General features: G+C 74.8%; 20 protein-coding genes and 1 riboswitch. Of the genes, 15 read left to right on the top strand and 5 right to left on the bottom strand.

What is annotated here, in order from left to right; all coding sequences use genetic code 11:
* Positions 1 to 512 precede the first annotated feature (512 nt).
* The 3 genes from ACI79G_RS10345 to ACI79G_RS10355 all read left to right on the top strand — a co-directional run bounded on the left by ACI79G_RS10345 (position 513) and on the right by ACI79G_RS10355 (position 3,962).
* Entirely contained in the window at positions 513 to 1,916 is a 1,404-nt protein-coding gene (locus ACI79G_RS10345) for an MFS transporter (RefSeq protein ID WP_456881037.1), read from the top strand.
* Between the two features lie 75 nt (positions 1,917 to 1,991).
* The gene (locus ACI79G_RS10350; protein ID WP_456881038.1) at positions 1,992 to 2,489 is read left to right on the top strand and encodes a universal stress protein; all 498 of its coding nucleotides are present in this window, start codon (positions 1,992 to 1,994) and stop codon (positions 2,487 to 2,489) included.
* A 198-nt stretch (positions 2,490 to 2,687) separates the two neighbouring features.
* Positions 2,688 to 3,962 (top strand): benzoate/H(+) symporter BenE family transporter, encoded by a 1,275-nt coding sequence (locus tag ACI79G_RS10355; RefSeq protein ID WP_456881039.1) that lies wholly within the window; start codon positions 2,688 to 2,690, stop codon positions 3,960 to 3,962.
* A 93-nt stretch (positions 3,963 to 4,055) separates the two neighbouring features.
* Here ACI79G_RS10355 and ACI79G_RS10360 read toward each other — a convergent pair whose 3' ends face one another.
* Entirely contained in the window at positions 4,056 to 4,352 is a 297-nt protein-coding gene (locus tag ACI79G_RS10360; protein ID WP_456881040.1) for an acyl carrier protein, read from the bottom strand.
* A 40-nt stretch (positions 4,353 to 4,392) separates the two neighbouring features.
* Positions 4,393 to 5,607: an FAD-dependent monooxygenase gene (locus ACI79G_RS10365; RefSeq protein ID WP_456881041.1), complete on the bottom strand. Its 1,215-nt coding sequence runs from the start codon at positions 5,605 to 5,607 to the stop codon at positions 4,393 to 4,395.
* A gap of 295 nt (positions 5,608 to 5,902) precedes the next feature.
* Positions 5,903 to 6,050, top strand: a riboswitch (cyclic di-AMP (ydaO/yuaA leader).
* Between the two features lies 1 nt (position 6,051).
* Here ACI79G_RS10365 and ACI79G_RS10370 point away from each other — a divergent pair.
* The 3 genes from ACI79G_RS10370 to ACI79G_RS10380 all read left to right on the top strand — a co-directional run bounded on the left by ACI79G_RS10370 (position 6,052) and on the right by ACI79G_RS10380 (position 8,081).
* Positions 6,052 to 6,552 (top strand): hypothetical protein, encoded by a 501-nt coding sequence (locus ACI79G_RS10370; RefSeq protein WP_456881042.1) that lies wholly within the window; start codon positions 6,052 to 6,054, stop codon positions 6,550 to 6,552.
* A 311-nt stretch (positions 6,553 to 6,863) separates the two neighbouring features.
* Positions 6,864 to 7,460, top strand: coding sequence for a polysaccharide deacetylase family protein (locus ACI79G_RS10375; RefSeq protein WP_456881043.1), 597 nt, complete (start codon positions 6,864 to 6,866; stop codon positions 7,458 to 7,460).
* Positions 7,461 to 7,754: 294 nt separating this feature from the next.
* The gene (locus ACI79G_RS10380) at positions 7,755 to 8,081 is read left to right on the top strand and encodes a hypothetical protein (protein WP_456881044.1); all 327 of its coding nucleotides are present in this window, start codon (positions 7,755 to 7,757) and stop codon (positions 8,079 to 8,081) included.
* A gap of 91 nt (positions 8,082 to 8,172) precedes the next feature.
* Here the strand turns inward: ACI79G_RS10380 and ACI79G_RS10385 are convergent, their stop codons facing one another.
* Both ACI79G_RS10385 and ACI79G_RS10390 read right to left on the bottom strand, forming a co-directional pair.
* Complete coding sequence (locus ACI79G_RS10385; RefSeq protein ID WP_456881045.1) at positions 8,173 to 8,778, bottom strand: TetR/AcrR family transcriptional regulator; 606 nt, start codon at positions 8,776 to 8,778, stop codon at positions 8,173 to 8,175.
* On the bottom strand, positions 8,775 to 10,316 hold the full coding sequence (locus ACI79G_RS10390) for an MFS transporter (protein WP_456881046.1): 1,542 nt from the start codon (positions 10,314 to 10,316) through the stop codon (positions 8,775 to 8,777). Before ACI79G_RS10390 ends, ACI79G_RS10385 begins: the two co-directional genes overlap by 4 nt.
* 153 nt (positions 10,317 to 10,469) lie before the next feature.
* Between ACI79G_RS10390 and ACI79G_RS10395 the strand changes: the two genes are divergently transcribed.
* The 6 genes from ACI79G_RS10395 to amrB all read left to right on the top strand — a co-directional run bounded on the left by ACI79G_RS10395 (position 10,470) and on the right by amrB (position 15,478).
* The gene (locus tag ACI79G_RS10395) at positions 10,470 to 10,988 is read left to right on the top strand and encodes a MarR family winged helix-turn-helix transcriptional regulator (RefSeq protein ID WP_456881047.1); all 519 of its coding nucleotides are present in this window, start codon (positions 10,470 to 10,472) and stop codon (positions 10,986 to 10,988) included.
* Between the two features lie 121 nt (positions 10,989 to 11,109).
* Complete coding sequence (locus tag ACI79G_RS10400; protein WP_456881048.1) at positions 11,110 to 11,562, top strand: DUF5313 family protein; 453 nt, start codon at positions 11,110 to 11,112, stop codon at positions 11,560 to 11,562.
* Positions 11,563 to 11,668: 106 nt separating this feature from the next.
* Positions 11,669 to 12,493, top strand: coding sequence for an MEDS domain-containing protein (locus tag ACI79G_RS10405; protein ID WP_456881049.1), 825 nt, complete (start codon positions 11,669 to 11,671; stop codon positions 12,491 to 12,493).
* Positions 12,490 to 13,548 carry an anti-sigma factor RsbA family regulatory protein gene (locus ACI79G_RS10410; RefSeq protein WP_456881050.1) on the top strand — a complete coding sequence of 353 codons (1,059 nt, stop codon included), beginning with the start codon at positions 12,490 to 12,492 and terminating at the stop codon, positions 13,546 to 13,548. The genes ACI79G_RS10405 and ACI79G_RS10410 overlap by 4 nt, the downstream gene beginning before the upstream one ends.
* Positions 13,549 to 13,561: 13 nt before the next feature.
* Positions 13,562 to 14,662: an AmmeMemoRadiSam system radical SAM enzyme gene (gene amrS / locus ACI79G_RS10415; RefSeq protein ID WP_456881051.1), complete on the top strand. Its 1,101-nt coding sequence runs from the start codon at positions 13,562 to 13,564 to the stop codon at positions 14,660 to 14,662.
* A gap of 3 nt (positions 14,663 to 14,665) precedes the next feature.
* Entirely contained in the window at positions 14,666 to 15,478 is an 813-nt protein-coding gene (gene amrB / locus ACI79G_RS10420) for an AmmeMemoRadiSam system protein B (RefSeq protein ID WP_456881052.1), read from the top strand.
* 40 nt (positions 15,479 to 15,518) lie between these two features.
* On the opposite strand, the gene ACI79G_RS10425 is transcribed toward amrB, so the two are convergent.
* Positions 15,519 to 15,722, bottom strand: coding sequence for a hypothetical protein (locus ACI79G_RS10425; RefSeq protein ID WP_456881053.1), 204 nt, complete (start codon positions 15,720 to 15,722; stop codon positions 15,519 to 15,521).
* A gap of 125 nt (positions 15,723 to 15,847) precedes the next feature.
* Here ACI79G_RS10425 and ACI79G_RS10430 point away from each other — a divergent pair, with 125 nt between their 5' ends.
* The 3 genes from ACI79G_RS10430 to ACI79G_RS10440 all read left to right on the top strand — a co-directional run.
* On the top strand, positions 15,848 to 17,242 hold the full coding sequence (locus ACI79G_RS10430; RefSeq protein WP_456881054.1) for an aspartate aminotransferase family protein: 1,395 nt from the start codon (positions 15,848 to 15,850) through the stop codon (positions 17,240 to 17,242).
* 98 nt (positions 17,243 to 17,340) lie between these two features.
* A complete protein-coding gene (ald, locus tag ACI79G_RS10435; RefSeq protein ID WP_456881055.1) occupies positions 17,341 to 18,471 on the top strand; it encodes an alanine dehydrogenase in 1,131 nt (376 codons plus the stop codon).
* A 259-nt stretch (positions 18,472 to 18,730) separates the two neighbouring features.
* Positions 18,731 to 19,805, top strand: a 1,075-nt coding sequence (locus tag ACI79G_RS10440; protein ID WP_456881056.1) for an aldehyde dehydrogenase family protein, incomplete at its 3' end; no start/stop codon positions are given.

The raw sequence follows: 19,805 nt of genomic DNA on the forward strand, positions 1-19,805 counted from the left end.
AGCCGTCCAGCCGTCGCGCTGGCGATCGGCCCCTGGCCAGGCCGTTCGCCACTGCGGACCGGTCGTCGCGTCTGAATGCGTGGCGATTGTGCACGACCTCCGTCCGGACCACGGATGGGGACACGGAGACGCGGCAGCACCTCTACGCTGCAGCGATCCGAGCCGCGCAGCCGCGCACACCGGGCTGCGCCGGGCCACGTGAGGGGTGGCCGTGACCGTGACGACCGGGCATGCCGGGCGAGGGTCCCTCGACGCTCGCCCCCACCCCGAGGTGCTGCTGCGCCGCACTGCCGCACGGGCGCGAGCGGGGCACCGGCACGACCGCCGGCGTCCCTGCGCCGGCCACCGGGCGCGTCACCCGCCTGCCGTACCCGGCGGCGGAGCGGGACCGTCCCTCCCACCCTCGACGACCTGCTCGAGGACCACCTCGCACCCGGCGCGGACCCGTGGCCCCGGGCCCAGCGGTGCCCACGGACCCGTCCGGCCACGCCAGCACACCCAGGAGGTGCGCGATGTCGATCGCCACCGGTGGTCCACCGGACGCCGCCACGGAGCCGACCCCGCAGCAGGAGGCCCGGCGTCGCCGCACCGTCGTCTGGGTCGTCTCGCTGGCCACCCTCGGGCTCGTCTTCGACGGGTACGACCTGGTCGTCTACGGCACCGTCGTCCCGCTGTTCCTCGCCGATCCCGGCCAGATCGGGCAGGTCACACCGGCCGTCGCCGGCGCACTCGGCAGTTACGCGCTGTTCGGCGTCCTCGTCGGCGCCCTGCTCGCCGGCAGCGTCGCCGACATCGTGGGTCGCCGCGCGGTCATGCTCACCGCGTACGCGTGGTTCTCCGTCGGCATGGGCGTGACCGCGGTGATGAACAGCACCGGCGGGTTCGGGCTCATGCGGTTCCTCACCGGCATCGGCGTGGGGGCCCTGGTGGCGACCACCGGCGCCCTGGTGGCCGAGTACGCACCGCCGGGGAGGAAGAACCTCGCCAACGCCATCACCTACTCCGGTGTGCCGATCGGGAGCCTGCTGGCCGCGCTGCTGGCGATCCTGCTCCTGGACCGGATCGGCTGGCGCGGCATGTTCTGGATCGGTGCCCTCCCGCTGGTGACCCTGCTGCCGCTGGCCTGGCTCAAGATGCCCGAGTCGCCCAGCTGGCTGGCGTCCCGCGGTCGTGTGGACGAGGCCCGGAGGGTCTCCGAGCGGACCGGCGTGCCGATCAGCGCACCTGCCACGCCGGTCGCCACGACCGCGGCACCGGGGCGGCGGGAGCGGGCCGGCTTCGCGGGCCTGTTCGGGCGCGAGTACTGGTTCCCCACCGTGGTGCTGGGGCTGATGAGCGCCACCGGGCTGGTCCTCGTCTACGTCCTCAACACCTGGCTCCCCGAGCTCATGGGCCGCGCCGGGTACTCGACGCAGGGCTCGCTGTCCTTCCTGCTCGTCCTCAACGGCGGCGCGGTCGTCGCGGCCCTGCTGGCCTCCCGGCTCGCCGACCGGTTCGGGCCCAAGATGGTGGTCGCCGCGTCCTTCCTGCTCGGCGCGGTCGCCCTGCTCCTGCTCACCGTCGACGCCCCGCTGGCGCTGCTCCTGCTCTTCGTCGCCGTCGTCGGGGCGGGCACCAGCGGCACGCAGATCCTCATCTACGGCTTCGTGGCGAACTACTACCGCCCGAACGTGCGCGGCGCGGGGGTGGCGTGGTGCGCGGGGTTCGGGCGGCTGGGCGGGGTCGCCGGCCCCCTGGTGGGTGGTCTCCTCGTCGCCGCGGGGCTCGGGCTGGAGGCGATCTTCTACGTGCTGACCGGCATGGCGGCCTTCGGTGCGCTCCTGACCCTGCTGGTGCCCGTGGCCCGGCGGGGAGGCGCGGCCAGGGCCGTGCCGGTGGAGCCGACCGTCGCACCCCAGCCCTCGCCCGGGCGATGAGCGCCGGTCGCGCGGACCCGATCGCGGGAGCGGCCGGCCCGGCGGTCCCCTTCTCGTCCAGGGAGGCGAGCAACGGTGTATGAGCGGATCCTGGTCGCGATCGACGCGCACCCGACGGAGGAGAACGCCTCGGCGATCCGGCGCACCGAGCAGATCGGCACGCTGACCGGAGCCACCGTGCACGTGCTGCACGTGGCCCGGGGGCACATCGTCCCGGAGGACATCACCGGTGCCTCGGCCCGTCTCGGCGTCTGGTCGGCGGACGACGACGCCGAGGATGCGGACCGGGCCGCGGTGCAGCAGCTGGTCGACCGGCTGAGCGCCGCCGGCATCGACGCCCACGGGGAGATCGTCGTCGCCACGGAGCACGACGCCGCCGACGTCATCCTGCAGCGGGCCGAGGACCTCGACGTGGACCTCCTCGTCCTCGGCCACCAGCACCACCGGGGATCCCGGACCGCGGAGCGGGTGATCCACCGGCACCCGCCCTACTCGATCCTGCTGGCCCGGCCACCCCAGGAGGAGCGGCGACAGGGGGTCCCGCCGGTCGACCGCCCCGGCTCCACCCGCTGACCCGGGGGTGGCCCCGACCGGCCCGGGCGGGGCAGGCGCGCGACGATCCGGGACGGCGACGCCCGCGGCCGGCTCCGGGGTCGGGTCGCGGCGGCCCGGGTGGCACGCGCCGACGCAGCAGGGCGGCGCCCGCGGTTCCCCCCGCCCGTGCACCGGACACGGCCTCCTCCGCACGGCGACCAGACGGGAACGGAGCACATGGGACCCCAGCGCGCCGACGACGACGCCGGGACCGGAGCGGCGGTGCGTGAGCACCTGCTCGAACGCCCCGTCCGGCCCCTGCCGGGCCCGCGCCGGCTGCTGCGGGACGCCGGGGGCGTCTACGCCGCCAACGGGCTCATCGGCCTGGTCTTCGCGGCCACCGGCCCGGTCGCGGTGATCCTGGCGGTGGGCGCGCAGGGCGGGCTGTCCCAGCGGGAGCTGGCCTCGTGGGTCTTCGGCGCCTTCTTCCTCAACGGCGTCCTCACCGTCGTGGCGTGCTGGCTCTACCGGCAGCCGCTGGCCTTCTTCTGGACGATCCCCGGCACGGTGCTCGTCGGGCCGGCCCTGACCCACCTCACCTGGCCGCAGGTGGTCGGCGCCTTCTCCGCCACCGGTCTGCTCGTCCTCCTCCTGGGGCTGAGCGGGTGGGTGCGCCGGGCCATGGCGGTCGTCCCCATGCCGATCGTGATGGCCATGGTCGCCGGGATCTTCCTGCGGTTCGGGATCGACCTGGTGCACTCCCTGCGGGACGACGTGGGGATCGCCGCCCCCATGGTCCTGGCCTTCCTGCTCCTCAGCGCGCTGCCGCGGCTGGGGCGGCGGATCCCGCCGATCATCGGGGCGCTCGTCGTGGGAGCGGCGACGGTGCTGGTGTCCGGCCGGTTCCGCCCCGCCGGAGCCGCGGAGTGGTTCGCCGCGCCGGTGCTGCAGGTGCCCGAGTGGTCGCTGCAGGCGGTGCTGGAGCTGGTCGTGCCGCTGGCCATCACCGTGCTGGTGGTGCAGAACGGCCAGGGGATCGCGGTGCTGCGGGCCGCCGGACACGCGCCACCGATCAACGTCGTCACCGTCGCCTGCGGCGCCTGGTCGCTCCTCACGGCGGCGGTGGGCACGGTGTCGACCTGCCTGACCGGGCCGACGAACGCGCTGCTCTCGGCGTCCGGGGAGCGTTCCCGGCAGTACACCGCCGGGATCACCTGCGGCCTGCTGGCCATGCTGTTCGGTCTGTTCGCGCCGCTGTTCACCAGCGCCATGCTGGCCACGCCGCCGGCGTTCATCGCCACGCTCGGCGGCCTGGCCCTGCTGCGGGTGCTGCAGGGGTCCTTCGTCGCGGCGTTCAGCACCCGCTTCACCCTCGGCGCCCTCGTGACCTTCGTGGTGACCGTCGCCGACGTGACGGTGCTGAACGTCGGGGCCGCCTTCTGGGGTCTGCTCGCGGGGTTGGCCGTCTCCGGGCTGCTGGAGCGCCCGGACTTCTCCCCGGCCCCGAGCTGAGCGCCGGTCCCGGGGATCGGCGACCGCCGCTGGTGCCGACCCTCCCGGGCCCATCCGTGGCGGACCGGCCCGGGCCGCGCGCACGGTCGGGGATCAGCCGCCCGGGGCGGGCCGCTCCCGCCCAGCTCGGGGCGGCGTCCACGGTGGCGCGGTGGTCGCCTGCTCGAGGTACCGGAGGGCATCGCCCACCGTCGTGAACCGCGCCCAGTCGTCGTCGGGGACGAGCACGCCGAACCGGTCCTCGGCCGCGACGAGGACCTCGGCCATCGCCAGGGAGTCGAGGCCGAGGTCCTCGGTGAAGGACTTCTCCGGGGCGATGTCGGCGGGGTCGGTGCCGGCGACCGTCCGCAGGACCTCCGCCGGCCCCTCCTCCAGCTCGTCTCGCGTCATCAGGGTGCTGCCTCCGGTCGGTGGCGGGGCGTCCCGTGGCTCAGCGGGGTGCGGGAGCGGACGCCCGGAGCGCCTGCTGCACGTCGTACTCGTGGATCCAGCCGAAGTCCTCCGGGAACCTCGCCACCTTCGCGTCCCGCATCCGGGCGACCGGTCCGTCGGGCAGGTGGAGCAGGGAGTTGGTGACCCAGGAGCTGCGCTGGATCGCGCGTGTGCGGGCCCGGCGGAGCGTCTGGTACCGGGAGAACACCGGCTCCAGATCGTCGCCGGGCCGGGCGCCGGCGACCAGCGCGGCCAGGGCGAAGGCGTCCTCGATCGAGGTGTTCGCACCCTGTCCCTGGTGCGGCAGCATGCCGTGTGCGGCGTCGCCGAGGACGACGACCCGGCCCCGGTACCAGCGCAGCAGGGGGCGCACCGTGAACAGCCCCCACCGGATCGGGCTCTCGGCCGCTCTGATCATCTCGGTGACGGCGCGGTGCCAGCCCCGGAAGGACGCGACCGGGACGTCCTCGTGCACCTCGGCCACCGTGCCGTCGTGCAGCCAGGTCGGCGGGCCCTCCACCACCGCGAAGAAGTTGACCAGCTCGCCGGCACCGCCGATCGCGTAGTGCAGCAGGTGCGCGTCGGGGCCCATCCAGAACTGGATCGCGTGCGGATCGGGCAGGGAGGGCAGGTTCTCGGTGGGCACGATGCCGCGGAAGGCGCTGGTACCGGAGTAGACGGCGTCGTCCGCACCGGTGACCCACCGGCGGACGGTGGACCGCACGCCGTCGGCGCCGACGACCACGTCGGCGCGTGCCACCCGACCGTTGGCGAACTCGAGCACGACCGAGTCGCGCTCCGGGACGAGATCGGTCAGCCGGCAGCCCAGGTGCAGGTGCTCGGCGCCGAACGCGCCGCTGAGGGTCCTCTGCAGGTCGGCGCGGTGGATGCCGAAGTACGGCGCACCGAACCGGTCCACGTAGGTACCGCCCTCGGCCACCGGGTGGGCGGCGATGCGGCTGCCGTCCTGCCAGTGGCGGTAGACCAGCTCCGTGGGGATCGTCGAGGCCGCGGCCAGTTCGTCGAGCAGGCCCAGCCGGGCGTACTCCCGGGTGGCGTTGGCCGACAGCGCGATCGCCGCACCGATCTCGGTCAGTTGCGCGGCCTGCTCGAACACCTCGGCCCGCACACCCCGCTCACGCAACGCCAGGGCCAGGGACAGTCCCCCGATGCCGGCGCCGACGATCGCCACCCGGAGGTCGGGATCCCTCATGCGGCTCGACGCTAGCCAGTGGGCGCGGTCCCGCACAGGTGCGCCGGCCGGGTGGGACGAGGGCCGAGCCGGGCCGGGCTCGACCGGCGTGCGCTGTCATCGGTCACGCCGCCCGAGGTGTGCACCCAGCCGGTCCCGGACCGTGAGCGCACGGCCCGGGAGGGGTGACGGCACTGCGGCCGCCGGCCGTCTCTCCGCGCTCCGTTTGCTGTGACCCACGTCACAACCTACGGTCAGGCCGCCCGCATCCGCGGGACGGTCCGGTAGCACGCCGAGTCCTGCCGCTGGCCGGGCCGACCTCGACTCACCTCAGGCAGGAACGGGAGATCGCAGGACCTCCGGGCCGCCTCAGCGGTCCTCGGGGTGAAGCCGTGCTCCCCACGGCCGGGCAGTCCTCCCGCCCGAACCCGACAGCTCATCCCGCAGGCGCGCTCGGAGGATCTCATGCACCAGCACATCCTCGGCATGCGTCGTCCCGTCCGGGCGGTGCTGCCCCTCCGCCTGGCCGTCGTGGCGGTCCTGGCGCTCGCCGTCCTCGCGGTACCGGCCCCGGCGAGGGCGGACTCCGACGCCTCGACCAGTGCAGCAGTGGACCTGTGCGCGACCGTCGCCTCGCGTGCCGGTTTCACCGGCGACCGGCTCGTCACCGCGGTCGCGGTGGGCATGGGGGAGTCGTCCTGCCGTGCGGACGCGCAGAACGCGAACGGCCCGACGAAGGGCTGTCCGAACGGCTCGGTGGACCGTGGTCTCTGGCAGATCAACAGCTGCTGGCACCCCTCGGTCTCCAAGAGCTGCGCCTACGACGCCCAGTGCAACGCCAACGCCGCCCATCGGATCTCCGCCAAGGGCACCAACTTCAAGCCGTGGGTGGCCTACACCAACGGCTCGTACCGGAAGCACCTGGAGGCGGCCCGGGCCGCGGTCGGCCGACTCAGCCGGACCTAGGTCCCCGGGTGAGGCACCTCACCGTGCCCGGACCCGGGACCCGTCGGCAGGGCACGCCGGCGGGATCGGCGTGCCCTGCCACGGCGGACCCACCCGACCGATCCCGCCGGCCCGGTGGGCCGAGCCGGACCCCCGCGCCGTCTCCCGGAGCCGGGTCGCAGGCCCTCCTCCGCCCCAGCCGGCGCAGGGCCACCAGGGCTCAGGGGCGGGGGAGCGGCGGCAGGGTGGGCCGGGACCACGGACCGGCACGCGCGCTGACGAGGCCGGGTCCGAGCCGCTGGACCGGCCTCGTCACCGGCGCACTCCTGCTGGTGCTGCTCGCTGCGCCGGCTCGGGCGGCGTCGGCGCCGCAGCAGTGTGCAGCCGGCTCCGTCCGGCTCACCTTCGACGACGGGCCCTCCGCGACCGCCACAGCCGACATCCTGGACACGCTGGCGGACCGGGGCGTGGAGGCGACGTTCTTCGTCACCGGCGAGATGGCCGCTGCCCGACCCGACCTCGTCCGTCGCGCCAGCCAGGAGGGCCACCGGATCGGCAACCACTCGTGGAACCACCCGAGGCTCACCACGCTGGACCAGGCGCAGGTGGAGTCGCAACTGCGACGCACCAACGAGGTCATCGAGCGGGCCACGGGGCGCTCCCCCGGGGAGTGGCGCCCGCCGTACGGGGACACCAACGGCGTCGTGGAGGCGGCCGCCCGGCAGGTCGGCCTGGACGCGATGGTGTTGTGGACCGTCGACCCCCGTGACTGGGCGGACCCGCCGGCGACGACGATCCGGGACCGGGTGCTGCGGGACGTGCGGCCGGGGAGCGTCGTGCTGTTGCACGACGCCACGGGGCACAACACCCCCGCAGCCCTGCCCATGATCCTGGACGGGCTGGCCGAGAGGGGGTACTGCACGCAGTGAGGCCCCCCACCAGGCCGCGGAGCGCCGGAGCGGTCAGCGCCTTCGCTGCGCGCTCGCCGGCACGAGCCCCTCGCTGTAGCGGGTGGCGACTGCTCAGGAGCGACACACCGACGGCGCGGCGATGGCCGCACGGCGCGGGGTCGGCTGCAGCGACCGGAGCGATGCCGGCCGGATCCCACGGAGCCAGGTCGGCGACGAGTCGGGCGACGGTGGGGGACGACCGAGACGGTCGGTGGAGGTCCCCTGGCCGCGGGGCCGGCGACGCCACTGGCGTCGGCGGCGCTGACCGGCGTCATGACGACGGCGATCCGCGAGGTGCACCTGCCCAACGGTCCGTGGGCCGCCAACGGCCGCTGGGAGCACAACGCCGTCCTGATCGCGGCCGTGACGTCGCTGGCCGGGACCGGGCCCGGGGACCTGTCCCTCGACCGCCTCCTGGGGACCGAGCGCAGCGGGCCCCTGTGGGCGTTGGCCGCGCTGGGCACCGGCGTCGGGACGGCGTTCCTGACGATGGCGCTCGGCCGTCGGGGCCGGCCGACAGCTGCTGCCGGCCCTCGGTCGACGGCGGTCGAGGCGCCGCACGGCGACACCGCCGGGGACCCGACCACGGCGGGGGCCTGACCGGAGCGGGCACTCGCAACCGCTGCCGCGCCCGCGGCTGAGGCGGGTGCCTCCCCGGAGCGCGGTCCGCTCGCGCCGGCCCGGGGTCGTCTCAGCCGAGGCGGGCGGCGAGGGTCTGCGCGGCGTCGCCGGCGCACCGGCGGAAGAGGTCGTCGTCGCCGGTGCACAGCCAGTTCACCGACGCCCCGAACAGCAGCCCCAGGACCGACTCCGCCAGCACCTCGACGTCGCCGGACCAGGTGCCGCCGGATGCCTCGGCCACGCGGTGCAGCAGCTCGAGGACGTCGCCGCGGTACTGCTCGGTGGACTCCCGCGCCGCGGCCCGCAGGTCGTCGTCCCGGCCGCCCATCATGGTCAGCTCCTGGAGCACGATCTCGGCGCCGGGGTCGGCGATGACGCTGTCGGCGTAGCCGACCAGGGCCCGGGTCAGGACCTCCGCGGGCGGGCCACCCGCGTCCACCGCCCGCCGCAGCAGCGCGGTCGACCGGTCGCGGTCGGCCCGGAAGACCGCGCGCACCAGCTCGGTCTTGGAGCCGAAGGCGTAGTGCACCGCCCCCAGCGGGACGCCGGCCTCCTTCGCGACCGCCCGGGTGGTGAGCGACCACGCCCCCTCGCGCTGCATCACCCGCATGGCGGCCGCCACCAGCTGGGCCCGGCGCTGCTCGACGGGCAGGTGCGCGCGTCTGGCCTCCGTCACCCGCCCACGGTCTCAGGTGCCGGCCGGTCGTCGGCCACGGGAGCCGTGCCGGTCACCGGGCGGTCGCGCAGCAGGACGACGGCCTGCGCCGCCACGTACGCCGCCAGCACGGCGGCGACCAGCAGGACGACGTGCATGCCCGTCACGAACGCCTGTCCGGCCTCGGCCAGGAAGGCCGCGGCGGCGTCCGGCGGCAGCCCTGCCGCGACCTCCGCGGCGCCGCCCAGGGTCTCCCGGGCGGCCTCGGTGGCCTGCGCCGGCACGCCGTCGACGGCGCCGAGGTGTGCCGCGTAGACCGAGAGGCCCAGGGTGCCCAGCACCGCGGTGCCCATCGCGCTCCCGAACTCGTAGGCGGTCTCGGAGACCGAGGCGGCGGCACCCGCCCGCTCGGGCGGAGCGGTCGCGAGGATGACGTCGTTGGTCAGCGCCTCGGCCGCGCCGACCCCTCCGCCGATGAGCAGGCCGGCCACCACCAGGACGACCCGGTCGCCGTCGACCCCGAGCAGCGTGCCGACCGTCAGCCCGGCTGCGGCCAGCGCCGTCCCGCCGCCGATGACCCACCGCAGGTGCAGGTGGCGGGCCAGCCACGGTGCGGCCAGCGAGCCGGCCACGGTCGCTCCCGCGAGCGGCAGCATCCACAGGCCCGCGACCAGCGGGCTCATGCCGAGCACGAGCATCAGGTACTGGGGGAGGAAGAACAGCAGCCCGAGCAGGGCGAAGACCGTGAGCAGGTTCGTCGTCACCGCGACGGAGAACGCGCGGGAGCCGAACAGGCGCAGGTCCAGAAGTGGCTCGGCCAGCCGGCGCTGCCGGCGCACGAAGGTCCGCAGCAGCCCGAGGCCGGCCGCGAGGCCGACGAGGACCGACACGCCGACGCCGTCGTGCGCGGCGGTCTTGAGGGCGTAGACCAGCGGCAGCACACCCGCGATCGACAGGACGGCGGACAGCGCGTCGAACGGGCCGGGTCGCGGGTTGCGCGACTCGGGCAGCAGCACCGGGGCGCCGACGAGCAGCAGGACCATGACCGGGGCGTTCACCAGGAACACCGAGCCCCACCAGGCGTGCTCGAGCAGGAACCCCCCGATGATCGGGCCCAGTGCGGCGCCGCCGGAGAACGCGGCCGCCCAGATCGCGATGGCCAGCCGCCGTTCCCGAGCGTCGGGGAACACCGAGCGCAGCAGGGCCAGCGTCGAGGGCATCAGCGTGGCCCCGCCGAGCCCGAGCAGGGCGCGGGCCGCGATCAGCATCCCGGCCGTCGTCGAGAACGCCGCCATCAGCGAGGCACACCCGAAGGCGGCGGCGCCGGCCACGAGCAGCCGGCGGCGGCCGATGCGGTCGCCGAGGTTGCCCATCAGCACGAGGAGGCCGGCGAGCAGGAAGGAGTAGATGTCGACGATCCACAGCAGCTCGGTCGACGTCGGGCCCAGGTCGGCGGTCAGGGCGGGCACGGCGAAGCCGAGCACGGTCATGTCGATGCTGATCAGCAGGACCGGGAGGGCCAGCACCGCGAGGGCGGACCAGCGACGGAGCGGACTCACGGGGTTCCTCGGGGACTGGGAGTGCGGCGGGAGCGCCGGCCGACCGGCCGGCGGCGCCATCGTGGCACAGTTTTGGTCAGATGACCAAAACTCGTCGGCGGTCGACGGGTGGTGCGCCAACGCGCGGAGCGCCACGACTCCTACGCTGGGAGGGTGACGACCAGCCCGACGCCCCGGGCCCCGCTCGGGCCCGAGGACGTGCTCGCCCTGGACCGGCAGGTGTGCTTCGCGCTGTCGGTGGCCGCCCGCAACGTGGTCGCCGTCTACCGGCCGGTGCTCGAGCCGCTGGGGCTGACCCACCCGCAGTACCTGGTGATGCTGGCGCTGTGGCAGCACGGGACGCTGTCGGTCAAGGAGCTCTCCGGCCTGCTGCAACTGGACCCCGGCACGCTCTCGCCGCTGCTCAAGCGGCTGGAGGCGGCGGGGCTGCTGCGCCGGGAGCGGGACCCGAGGGACCAGCGCAACCTCGCCCTGGCGCTCACCGAGAAGGGCACGGCGCTGCGCGAGCAGGCCGAGAGGATCCCCGCCGGCATCGTCGAGCGCCTGGGCATGCCGGTCGAGCAGTTGATGGACCTGCACGCGGCGCTCACCCAGGTGATCGCGGCCTCCCAGCAGGCCCTCGCGCACCCCGCAGCGGGCGAGGCTGCCGGGCCGGAGGCCACGGTCGCCTGACGGCGGTCCGCCGCTCCGGCGGCTGTAGGACGGACAACACTTTGTGCCCCAACCATTGGGGCACCAGACGTCATGGCACCATGAGGGTGTGACCGTCGTCGAGCAGGAGCACCCAGGGGCCATGGCAGAGCCGGCAGAGCACGACACCTCCGAGCCGGTCGTCCGGCCCGCCCCCCACCGCTGGCTGTGGTACGCGTTCGGTGGCCGGCTGCCCGCGCGGCACCGCGGCTGGGTGCTGTTCGACACCACCACCGGGACGTGGTGGGTGCGGCACCTCGCCCGCATGCTCGTCCAGATGTCGATCCCGATCGCGCTGATCCTGGTCTTCCTGCCCGCCCCGTTCGGGCTGCGCGCGGCGGTCGCCGGCGGCGGCATCTTCCTCGGGCTCATCTACTCGCTGGCCTACATGCCCGAGACCACCGAGAACCGGGTCGTGAAGGCCGGGTACCCGGCCGGCACCGCCACCGCCCGTCGTGAGGAGGCCGCCCACCAGCGCGACCTGCGGGACAGCGAGCGCCGCCGAGCTGCCAACGCCCGGCGGGCCGCCCGCTACCGCGACCGCAGGGGCCGCTGACCGGCGGAGCCGGCGCCCGGGAGCCGGTGCCCGCGGTCGTCCGGAACCCGGCGGTCCGCGGGCGCGAGCCGCGCGCCAGGGCGTCCCGCGGGGGTAGCGTCCCCCCGTGTGGGGCGTGGACGGCGCCACGACCGGCCCCGAGTGGGACGGCCACCTGATGCTGCTGCACGAGTCCGCCGCCGAGCGGCAGGCCGGGGTGGCCGCGTGGGTCCAGCGAGGCCTCGACCTGGGCGAGAAGGTGCTCTACGCCGAGGGTCCCGACGAGCGGGAGGGCTCCCTGATCACTGCTCTCGAGGCCCACGAGGTGGATGCCCCCACGGCGCTCCGTGAGGGACGTCTCACGCTGGTGCCGCTGGCCGAGTTCTACCCCGCGGACGGACAGCGGCTGGTCGTCGACCGCGCCCTGGCCGAGGGGTTCCCGGCGGTGCGCATGTCGGTCGGCGTCCTCGGTGCGTTGACCATCCTCTCGCCGGCCCACCACCTCACCGTGGAGCAGCGGTTGGAGCAGTTGGTCCGCAGCCTCCCGGTGTCGGTGCTGTGCCAGTACGCACGCAGCTGCACCCGGGGACCGGCACTCCGCGACGCCGTCGGCGTCCACGTGCCGGGGATCCGCGAGACCTGCTTGCGCACCGGCGAGAGCGAGCTCGGGCTCGTCCTGCGGGGGGAGGTCGACGCCTGCAACGCGGAGGTCCTCGAGGCCGCCGTGACCGCGTTCACCGACGTCCCGTCGTGCGTGCTGTGCCTCGACCTCGCGGAGCTGACCTTCATCGACGTCGCGGCCTGCCGGGCCCTCGCGGAGGGGAGCCGGGACCTCCGTGCGTCCGGCGGACGGGTGCTGCTCGTCGCACCCCCACCCCCGGTCGAGCGGACCCTGTGTCTCCTGGGGCTGGACGACCTCCCGGGGTTCCAGCTGGTCGGGGGGAGCCCGTGAGTCCGGGAACGCGCCAGGGGTACCGGCACGCCGCGCTCCTCTTCGACTCGGACGAGGACTTCCTGACCCAGGCCCTGCCGTTCCTGCAGGCGGGGCTGTCCGCGGGGGAGGCGGGGCTCGTCGTCTGCCAGGAGGCGCACAACGACCTGCTGGCCCGAGCGCTGCCCGCCGACGCCCACGTGCTGGTCCTCCCGCGCGACGCCGTCTACACCCGCGCGGCGCGCGTCGGCGTGACCTACGAACGGCTGGTGCACCGTCTGCTCGCCGAGGGCGCCCGCGGGACGCGGCTGGTCAGCGAGCCCGCCTACGGCAGCGAGCCGGGGGCGTGGGAGACGTGGGCGGACTTCGAGTCCGTCTCCAACGTCACCCTCTCGGCGCTCCGGCTGTCCAGCGTCTGCGGGTACGACGTCCGGCGGCTGTCCGCGCCGATGGTGCACGACGTCCAGCGCGCCCACCCCCACCTGCTCACCGAGGACGGTCCCGTCCCCAGCGGTGCCTACGTGGCGCCGGCCGACCTCCTCGGCACCAGCCCTCCGCGGCCGGACCCGCTGGAGGCCACGCCGCCCTCCCTCGACGTCGAGGGCATCACCGATCGAGCGGGCGTGGCCCGGGCACGCGGCCAGGTGCGCGCCGTGGTGGACACGGCCTGCCCGGGCACCGTGGTCGGCGAGGAGTTCACCGGTGCGGTCGCCGAGGTGGTGACCAACGCGTTCCACTACGGCGGGCCGCCCGTGCACGTCCGGGTGTGGGCGACCTCGTCGCGGCTGCTGTGCACGGTGACCGACCAGGGGTCGGGGGCGGACCTGCTGTTCGCCGGGTACAGCCGGGGGGACCTCGACGCGCAGCGGACCGGAGCAGGGCTGTGGCTCGCCCGGCAGACCTGCGACCGCCTCGACGCCTACCGCACACCGGGCGGGTTCACCGTGCGCCTGAGCTCGGCGGTCCCCCCGGCTGCACCGGGCGCGGAGGGAGCACGGGCGCGGGCCGGCGCTCCGGACGGCGGCGCCCGCGGGGCGCGCCTGCGGGCCGCGGAGCTCCTCGGCCGGGTGGAGTAGCACGGGAGGCGTCATGACGGCCGACATCAGTCTCCAGGACCCCTCCACGGTGCCGGGCCGCTTCTGGCACCGGCTCGACGACGGTCGCGTGCAGTGCGACGTCTGCCCGCGGGAGTGCCGGCTGCACGAGGGGCAGCGGGGCCTGTGCTTCGTGCGCGGCCGCGTCGACGACCAGGTCGTGCTGACCTCCTACGGGCGGTCGAGCGGGTTCTGCGTGGACCCGATCGAGAAGAAGCCGCTCAACCACTTCCTGCCGGGCAGCGCGGTGCTGTCGTTCGGCACGGCGGGGTGCAACCTGTCCTGCCGGTTCTGCCAGAACTGGGACATCTCCAAGTCGCGGGAGATCGACCGGCTCTCCGACGCCGCCGGCCCGGAGGACATCGCCGCGGCCGCCCAGCGGTTGGGCTGCCGCAGCGTCGCGATGACCTACAACGACCCGACGATCTTCCTCGAGTACGCGGTGGACGTCGCCGACGCCTGCCGGGCCCGGGGCATCCGGTCGGTCCTGGTCACGGCCGGCTACGTCGGCGACGAGGCGCGGCGGGAGCTGTACGCGCACGTCGACGCGGCGAACGTCGACCTCAAGGCGTTCACCGACGACTTCTACCGGCGGGTGTCGGCCGCCCGCCTGCAGCCGGTGCTCGACACGCTCGTGTACCTGCGGCACGAGACCGACGTGTGGTTCGAGGTCACCACGCTGCTCATCCCGGGGCACAACGACTCCGACGCCGAGATCGGCGCCGAGTGCGCGTGGATCGCCGAGAACCTGGGCCCCGACGTCCCGCTGCACTTCACCGCCTTCCACCCGGACTTCAAGATGCGCGACGTCCCGCCCACCCCGCCGGCGACGCTGACCCGCGCGCGGCGGATCGCGCAGGACCACGGGCTGCGCTTCGTCTACACGGGCAACGTGCACGACGCGGACGGCGGCCGCACCACCTGCCCGGCCTGCGGCGAGGCCCTCGTGGAGCGGGACTGGTACGTCATCGGGCGCTACCGGCTCACCGAGGACGGACGCTGCGCCTCCTGCGGTACCGCCGTCCCGGGCCGCTTCGACGGGCCGGTCGGCCGGTGGGGAGCGCGGCGGCTGCCGGTGTTCCTCGCCGGGAGCTGATCGGTGCGCGTGCGCCCGCCCGCGGTCGCCGGCCGGTTCTACCCCGCGGATCCGGAGGAGCTGCGCGACCTGGTGGACCGGCTGCTCGGCGAGGTGCGGGCGCGGCCGCAACCGGTCCTCCCCGCTGCGCTGGTCGCGCCGCACGCCGGGTACCGGTACTCGGGCGCGGTGGCCGCGACCGCGTACGCGCAGCTGGCCGCGGCACCGGACGCCGTTGCCCGGGTCGTGCTGCTCGGGCCGGCGCACCTCTGGCCGCTCGACGGGATGGCCGTGCCGGCCGTGGACGCCCTCGCCACACCGCTGGGCACCGTGGCGGTCGACGACGACGCCCGGACGGCGGTCACCGCGCTGCCCGGCGTGGCGGTGGACGACCGTCCCCACGACGGCGAGCACTCCCTGGAGACCCAGTTGCCGTTCCTCCAGCGGGTCCTCGGTCCCGGCCTGGCGGTGCTGCCGGTGCTGGTCGGCCGCACGCAGCCGGGGTCCGTGTCGGCTCTCCTCACCGCTGTGCTGGCGGCCGACCGCGCGCTCGCCGTCGTCTCCACCGACCTCAGCCACCACCTCGACGAGCGCGCGGCGCACGAGCGGGACCGGCGCACCGCCGAGGCGGTCCTGGCCCGGGACGCCGGCGCCCTGGGACCGGACGACGCCTGTGGCCACCACCCCCTGCGCGGGCTGCTGCACCACGCCGCCGAGCGCCGGTGGACGGTCGACCTGCTCCGGCTGGCCACGTCGGCGGACAGCGGAGCGGGGCGTGACCGCGTCGTCGGCTACGGCGCGTTCGTCCTGCACGGAGCCTCGGGACCGAGCTCGTGAGGAGCGGACCCGGTCGTCGGATCCGGCGAGCCGGTGCCGCTCACGCGGTCAGCGAGGCGCCTCCCGCCCGGGTGCCGACGGAGGAGGCCGCACGGCGCTGCAGGCGGGTCCGCGGCGACTGGTTGGCGTACCCGCCGGGCAACGTGGTGCACGTGGTCGCGCCGGCTGCCGGAGCGGAGCGCGCGGACGCCGGCCCGGACAGGTGCACGTAGCGGATGTGGTCCGAGGGGTCGTACGTGTTCATCAGGGGCTCCGTGGTCGCCGTTCTCTCGGGAACAGGAGCCGCGAACAGGCATGCGTGATACACCGGGTCGACCGCCTCCCCGTACGTCAGACGCTCGTCCGACCCGAAGCGATGAGGAGCCTGGGATGACCACCTCGATCGAGCAGCCCCCGGCGGGTGTGCCGGACGCGACGGCGACCCGCGCCGCGGACCACCTCTGGATGCACTTCGCCCGCCAGGGCCGCCACCCGGAGACGCCCATCCCGGTCGTCACCCGCGGGGAGGGCGCCTACATCTGGGACAACCGGGGCCGCAGGATCCTCGACGGCCTGTCCGGGCTCTTCGTCGTCCAGGTCGGGCACGGGCGCCGGGAGCTGGCCGAGGTGGCCGCGAAGCAGGCCGCCGAGCTGGCGTACTTCCCGGTGTGGGGCTACACCACGCCGGTGCAGGCCGAGCTGGCCGAGCGGGTCGCCGACCTGGCGCCCGGCGACCTGAACCGCGTCTTCTTCACCACCGGCGGGGGCGAGGCGGTGGAGTCGGCGTGGAAGGCCGCGAAGCAGTACTTCAAGCTCATCGGCAAGCCGGGCAAGCACAAGGTCATCAGCCGGGCGGTGGCGTACCACGGCACGCCGCACGGCGCGCTGGCCATCACCGGGCTGCCGGCGATGAAGAAGGACTTCGAGCCGCTGGCCCCGGGCGGCTTCCGGGTGCCCAACACCAACCTCTACCGCCACCCGGAGTTCGCCGAGGACCCCAAGGCCTTCGGCCGGTGGGCCGCCGACCGGATCGAGGAGGCGATCCTGTTCGAGGGCGCCGACACCGTCGCCGCGGTGTTCCTGGAGCCGGTGCAGAACTCCGGCGGCTGCCTCACCCCGCCGCCGGGCTACTTCGAGCGGGTCCGCGAGATCTGCGACCGGCACGACGTGCTGCTGGTCTCCGACGAGGTGATCTGCGCGTTCGGCCGGCACGGGGCGACGTTCGCCTGCGAGAAGTTCGGCTACACCCCGGACCTGATCACCTGTGCCAAGGGGATGAGCTCGGGCTACGGCGCGATCGGCGCGATGATCGCCTCGGAGAAGGTGGTCGAGCCGTTCCTGCGCCCGGGGGTGGCGTTCCCGCACGGCTACACCTTCGGCGGGCACCCGGTGGCGGCGGCGGTCTCGCTGGCCAACCTGGACCTGATGGAGGCCGAGGGGCTCAACCAGCGGGTGCTGGACAACGAGGCGGCGCTCGGCGCCACCCTGCGCAAGCTGCTGGACCTGCCGATCGTCGGCGACGTCCGCGGCGACGGCTACTTCTGGGCCGTCGAGCTGGTCAAGGACAAGGCCACCCGGGAGACGTTCGACGCCGCGGAGCGGGAGCGCCTGGTCCGGGGCTTCCTGCCCGGCGCGCTGTTCGACAACGGCCTGTACTGCCGCCCCGACGACCGCGGCGACGTGGTCGTCCAGGTCGCTCCGCCGCTGATCTGCGGCCAGGCGGAGTTCGACGAGATCGAGCAGGTCCTGCGGCACACGCTGACCGAGGCCCAGAGCCTGGTCTGAGAAAGGACCCCGTCCTCCCCACCCCTCGCAGGCTCGGGGCGGGCCCCGGGACGGGGCCGTCCTGCCCCCACCGCACCGACCCTGAGAGGAGACACGTCATGAGCACGCTGGTCGTCGGAGTACCGAGCGAGATCAAGGACAACGAGCGGCGGGTGGCACTCACCCCCGACGGCGTCGTGGAGCTGGTCCACGACGGTCACCAGGTCGTCGTGCAGGCCGGCGCCGGCGCCGGGTCCCGGTTCGCCGACGACGAGTACGCCGCCGCCGGCGCGAAGGTGGTGCCGACCGCCGACGAGGTGTTCGACGCCGCCGACCTGATCGTCAAGGTCAAGGAGCCGGTGCCCGCGGAGTACTCCCGCTTCCGCCCCGGCCAGCAGCTGTTCACCTACCTGCACCTGGCCGCCGACCGCGGGCTGACCGAGTTCCTCCTGGAGCGGCGGATCGGCTCCATCGCCTACGAGACCGTGCAGACCGCCGACGGCAAGCTCCCGCTGCTGACCCCCATGAGCGAGGTCGCCGGCCGGATGGCCGTGCAGGCCGCCGCGCACCACCTGGAGAACCCCGCCGGAGGAGCGGGGATCCTGCTCGGCGGCGTCCCGGGCACCCCCGCGGCGAAGGTGCTGATCATCGGCGGCGGGGTGGCCGGCACCGAGGCGGCGAAGATCGCGCTGGGCATGCGGGCCATCGTCCGGGTGCTGGACACCAACCCCAGCCGGCTGGCCTACCTGTCCGACATCTTCGGCGGCCGGCTGGACCTGGTGACGCCCAACCGGGCCCGGACGGCGGCCTACGTCGCCGAGGCCGACGTGGTGATCGGCGCGGTCCTGGTGCCCGGCGCCAAGGCGCCCAAGCTGGTCAGCCGGGAGATGATCGCCGCGATGCGGCCGGGCAGCGTGGTTGTCGACATCGCCATCGACCAGGGCGGCTGCTTCGAGACCAGCCGGCCGACCACCCACTCCGACCCGACCTACGTCGAGGAGGGGGTCGTCCACTACTGCGTGGCCAACATCCCCGGGGCGGTGGCCCGCACCTCGACGCTGGCCCTGACGTCGGCCACGCTGCCGTACCTCGTCCGGGTCGCACGCGACGGCGTGGTCGGCGCGGCGCAGGCCGATCCCGCCCTGCGCCTGGGCCTCAGCACGCTCGACGGGAAGCTGGTCAACCGGCCGGTCGCGGAGGCCCACGAGCTGCCGTTCACCGACGCCGCCGAGCTCCTCGCGGCGCGGTGAGACGTCGAGCGGGCTCCGGGACCGTCACCCGGATCGGCACCGCCAGGCACACCGTCCGGGTGGAGGCCTGCAAGGTCATCGCCTCCCGGTACGGCGAGGGCCTGTCCGGCGCCGACGTGCTGGACGAGCCCGGCGGGCAGCGCGACGTCGGGGTTCCGGGTCGCCGACCGAGAGGGGCAGGCTGACGATTCGAGGCACCGCACGCCGAGCGGGACGTCCGGCCCGGCCGGCTCCCACCACCCAGGCACAGGAGGAGTCCATGTCCCAGCAGAGCGTCCTGAGCCCGTCCACCGGCACGACGTCCCCGCCGACCCGGCTGATGCTCATCGGCGGCAACTGGGTCGAGGCCGCCGACGGCGACTGGCGGGAGATCACCAGCCCGGCCCGCCGCGGCCAGGTCATCGCCCGCGTGCCCCGCGGGAACGCTCCGGACGTCGACCGCGCCGTCACCGCCGCCCGGGAGGCCTTCCCCGCCTGGCGCGACCAGCACTTCAAGGAGCGCCAGCGGGTGCTGCTGCGGATCGCCGACGCGCTGGAGGGCCGCGCCGAGGAGCTCGCCCGGGTCACCGCCGAGGACACCGGCAACGCGCTGCGCACCCAGGCCCGGCCCGAGGCGGCGTTGCTGGTCGATCTGTTCCGCTACTTCGGCGGCGTCGCCGGGGAGGTGAAGGGCACGACCCTGCCGGCCGGGGCGACGCAGCTGCAGTACACCCGGCAGGAGCCGCTCGGGGTGGTCGGCGCGATCCTGCCGTGGAACTCGCCGTTGATGATCGCCGGCTTCAAGGTCCCGGCCGCCCTGGCCGCGGGCAACACCATCGTGCTCAAGGCCGCCGAGGACGCGCCGCTGTCGATCCTGCTGATGGCCGAGATCTGCGAGGAGTTCCTGCCGCCCGGCGTGCTCAACGTGGTGACCGGCACCGGCCGGGCGGCGGGCAACGCCCTGGTCGAGCACCCGGGCGTGGACAAGATCTCCTTCACCGGCTCCACCGAGGTCGGCCGGGGGATCGCCGGCAAGGCGGGGGAGCGGCTGGCCCACCTGTCCCTGGAGCTGGGCGGCAAGAACCCCTCGATCGTGTTCCCCGGTGCGGTGACCGACGAGCTGATCGAGGGGCTGGTGCTGTCCTCGCGGATCAGCCGGCAGGGCCAGAGCTGCACCGCCGGCTCGCGGCTGTTCCTGCACCGCGACGTGCACGACGAGGTCCTGGCACGGCTGAGCGAGCGGCTGGGCGCGATGCGGGTCGGGGACCCGCTGGACGAGGCCAGCGACATCGGCGCGGTCATCAACGAGACCCAGTTCGACTCCATCCGGGAGTACCTGGAGGACGGGCTGGCCA

The organism is Geodermatophilus sp. SYSU D00779 (genome assembly GCF_054050595.1).

What these genes read in the sequence shown, in the direction of transcription:
- ACI79G_RS10365 (WP_456881041.1), bottom strand. Translation starts at nt 5,607, where the DNA reads ATGAGGGATCCCGACCTCCGGGTGGCGATCGTCGGCGCCGGCATCGGG.
- ACI79G_RS10360 (WP_456881040.1), bottom strand. Translation starts at nt 4,352, where the DNA reads ATGACGCGAGACGAGCTGGAGGAGGGGCCGGCGGAGGTCCTGCGGACG.
- amrS (WP_456881051.1), top strand. Translation starts at nt 13,562, where the DNA reads ATGACGGCCGACATCAGTCTCCAGGACCCCTCCACGGTGCCGGGCCGC.
- ACI79G_RS10400 (WP_456881048.1), top strand. Translation starts at nt 11,110, where the DNA reads ATGGCAGAGCCGGCAGAGCACGACACCTCCGAGCCGGTCGTCCGGCCC.
- ACI79G_RS10430 (WP_456881054.1), top strand. Translation starts at nt 15,848, where the DNA reads ATGACCACCTCGATCGAGCAGCCCCCGGCGGGTGTGCCGGACGCGACG.
- ACI79G_RS10370 (WP_456881042.1), top strand. Translation starts at nt 6,052, where the DNA reads ATGCACCAGCACATCCTCGGCATGCGTCGTCCCGTCCGGGCGGTGCTG.
- ACI79G_RS10380 (WP_456881044.1), top strand. Translation starts at nt 7,755, where the DNA reads ATGACGACGGCGATCCGCGAGGTGCACCTGCCCAACGGTCCGTGGGCC.
- ACI79G_RS10355 (WP_456881039.1), top strand. Translation starts at nt 2,688, where the DNA reads ATGGGACCCCAGCGCGCCGACGACGACGCCGGGACCGGAGCGGCGGTG.
- ACI79G_RS10345 (WP_456881037.1), top strand. Translation starts at nt 513, where the DNA reads ATGTCGATCGCCACCGGTGGTCCACCGGACGCCGCCACGGAGCCGACC.
- ald (WP_456881055.1), top strand. Translation starts at nt 17,341, where the DNA reads ATGAGCACGCTGGTCGTCGGAGTACCGAGCGAGATCAAGGACAACGAG.
- ACI79G_RS10425 (WP_456881053.1), bottom strand. Translation starts at nt 15,722, where the DNA reads ATGAACACGTACGACCCCTCGGACCACATCCGCTACGTGCACCTGTCC.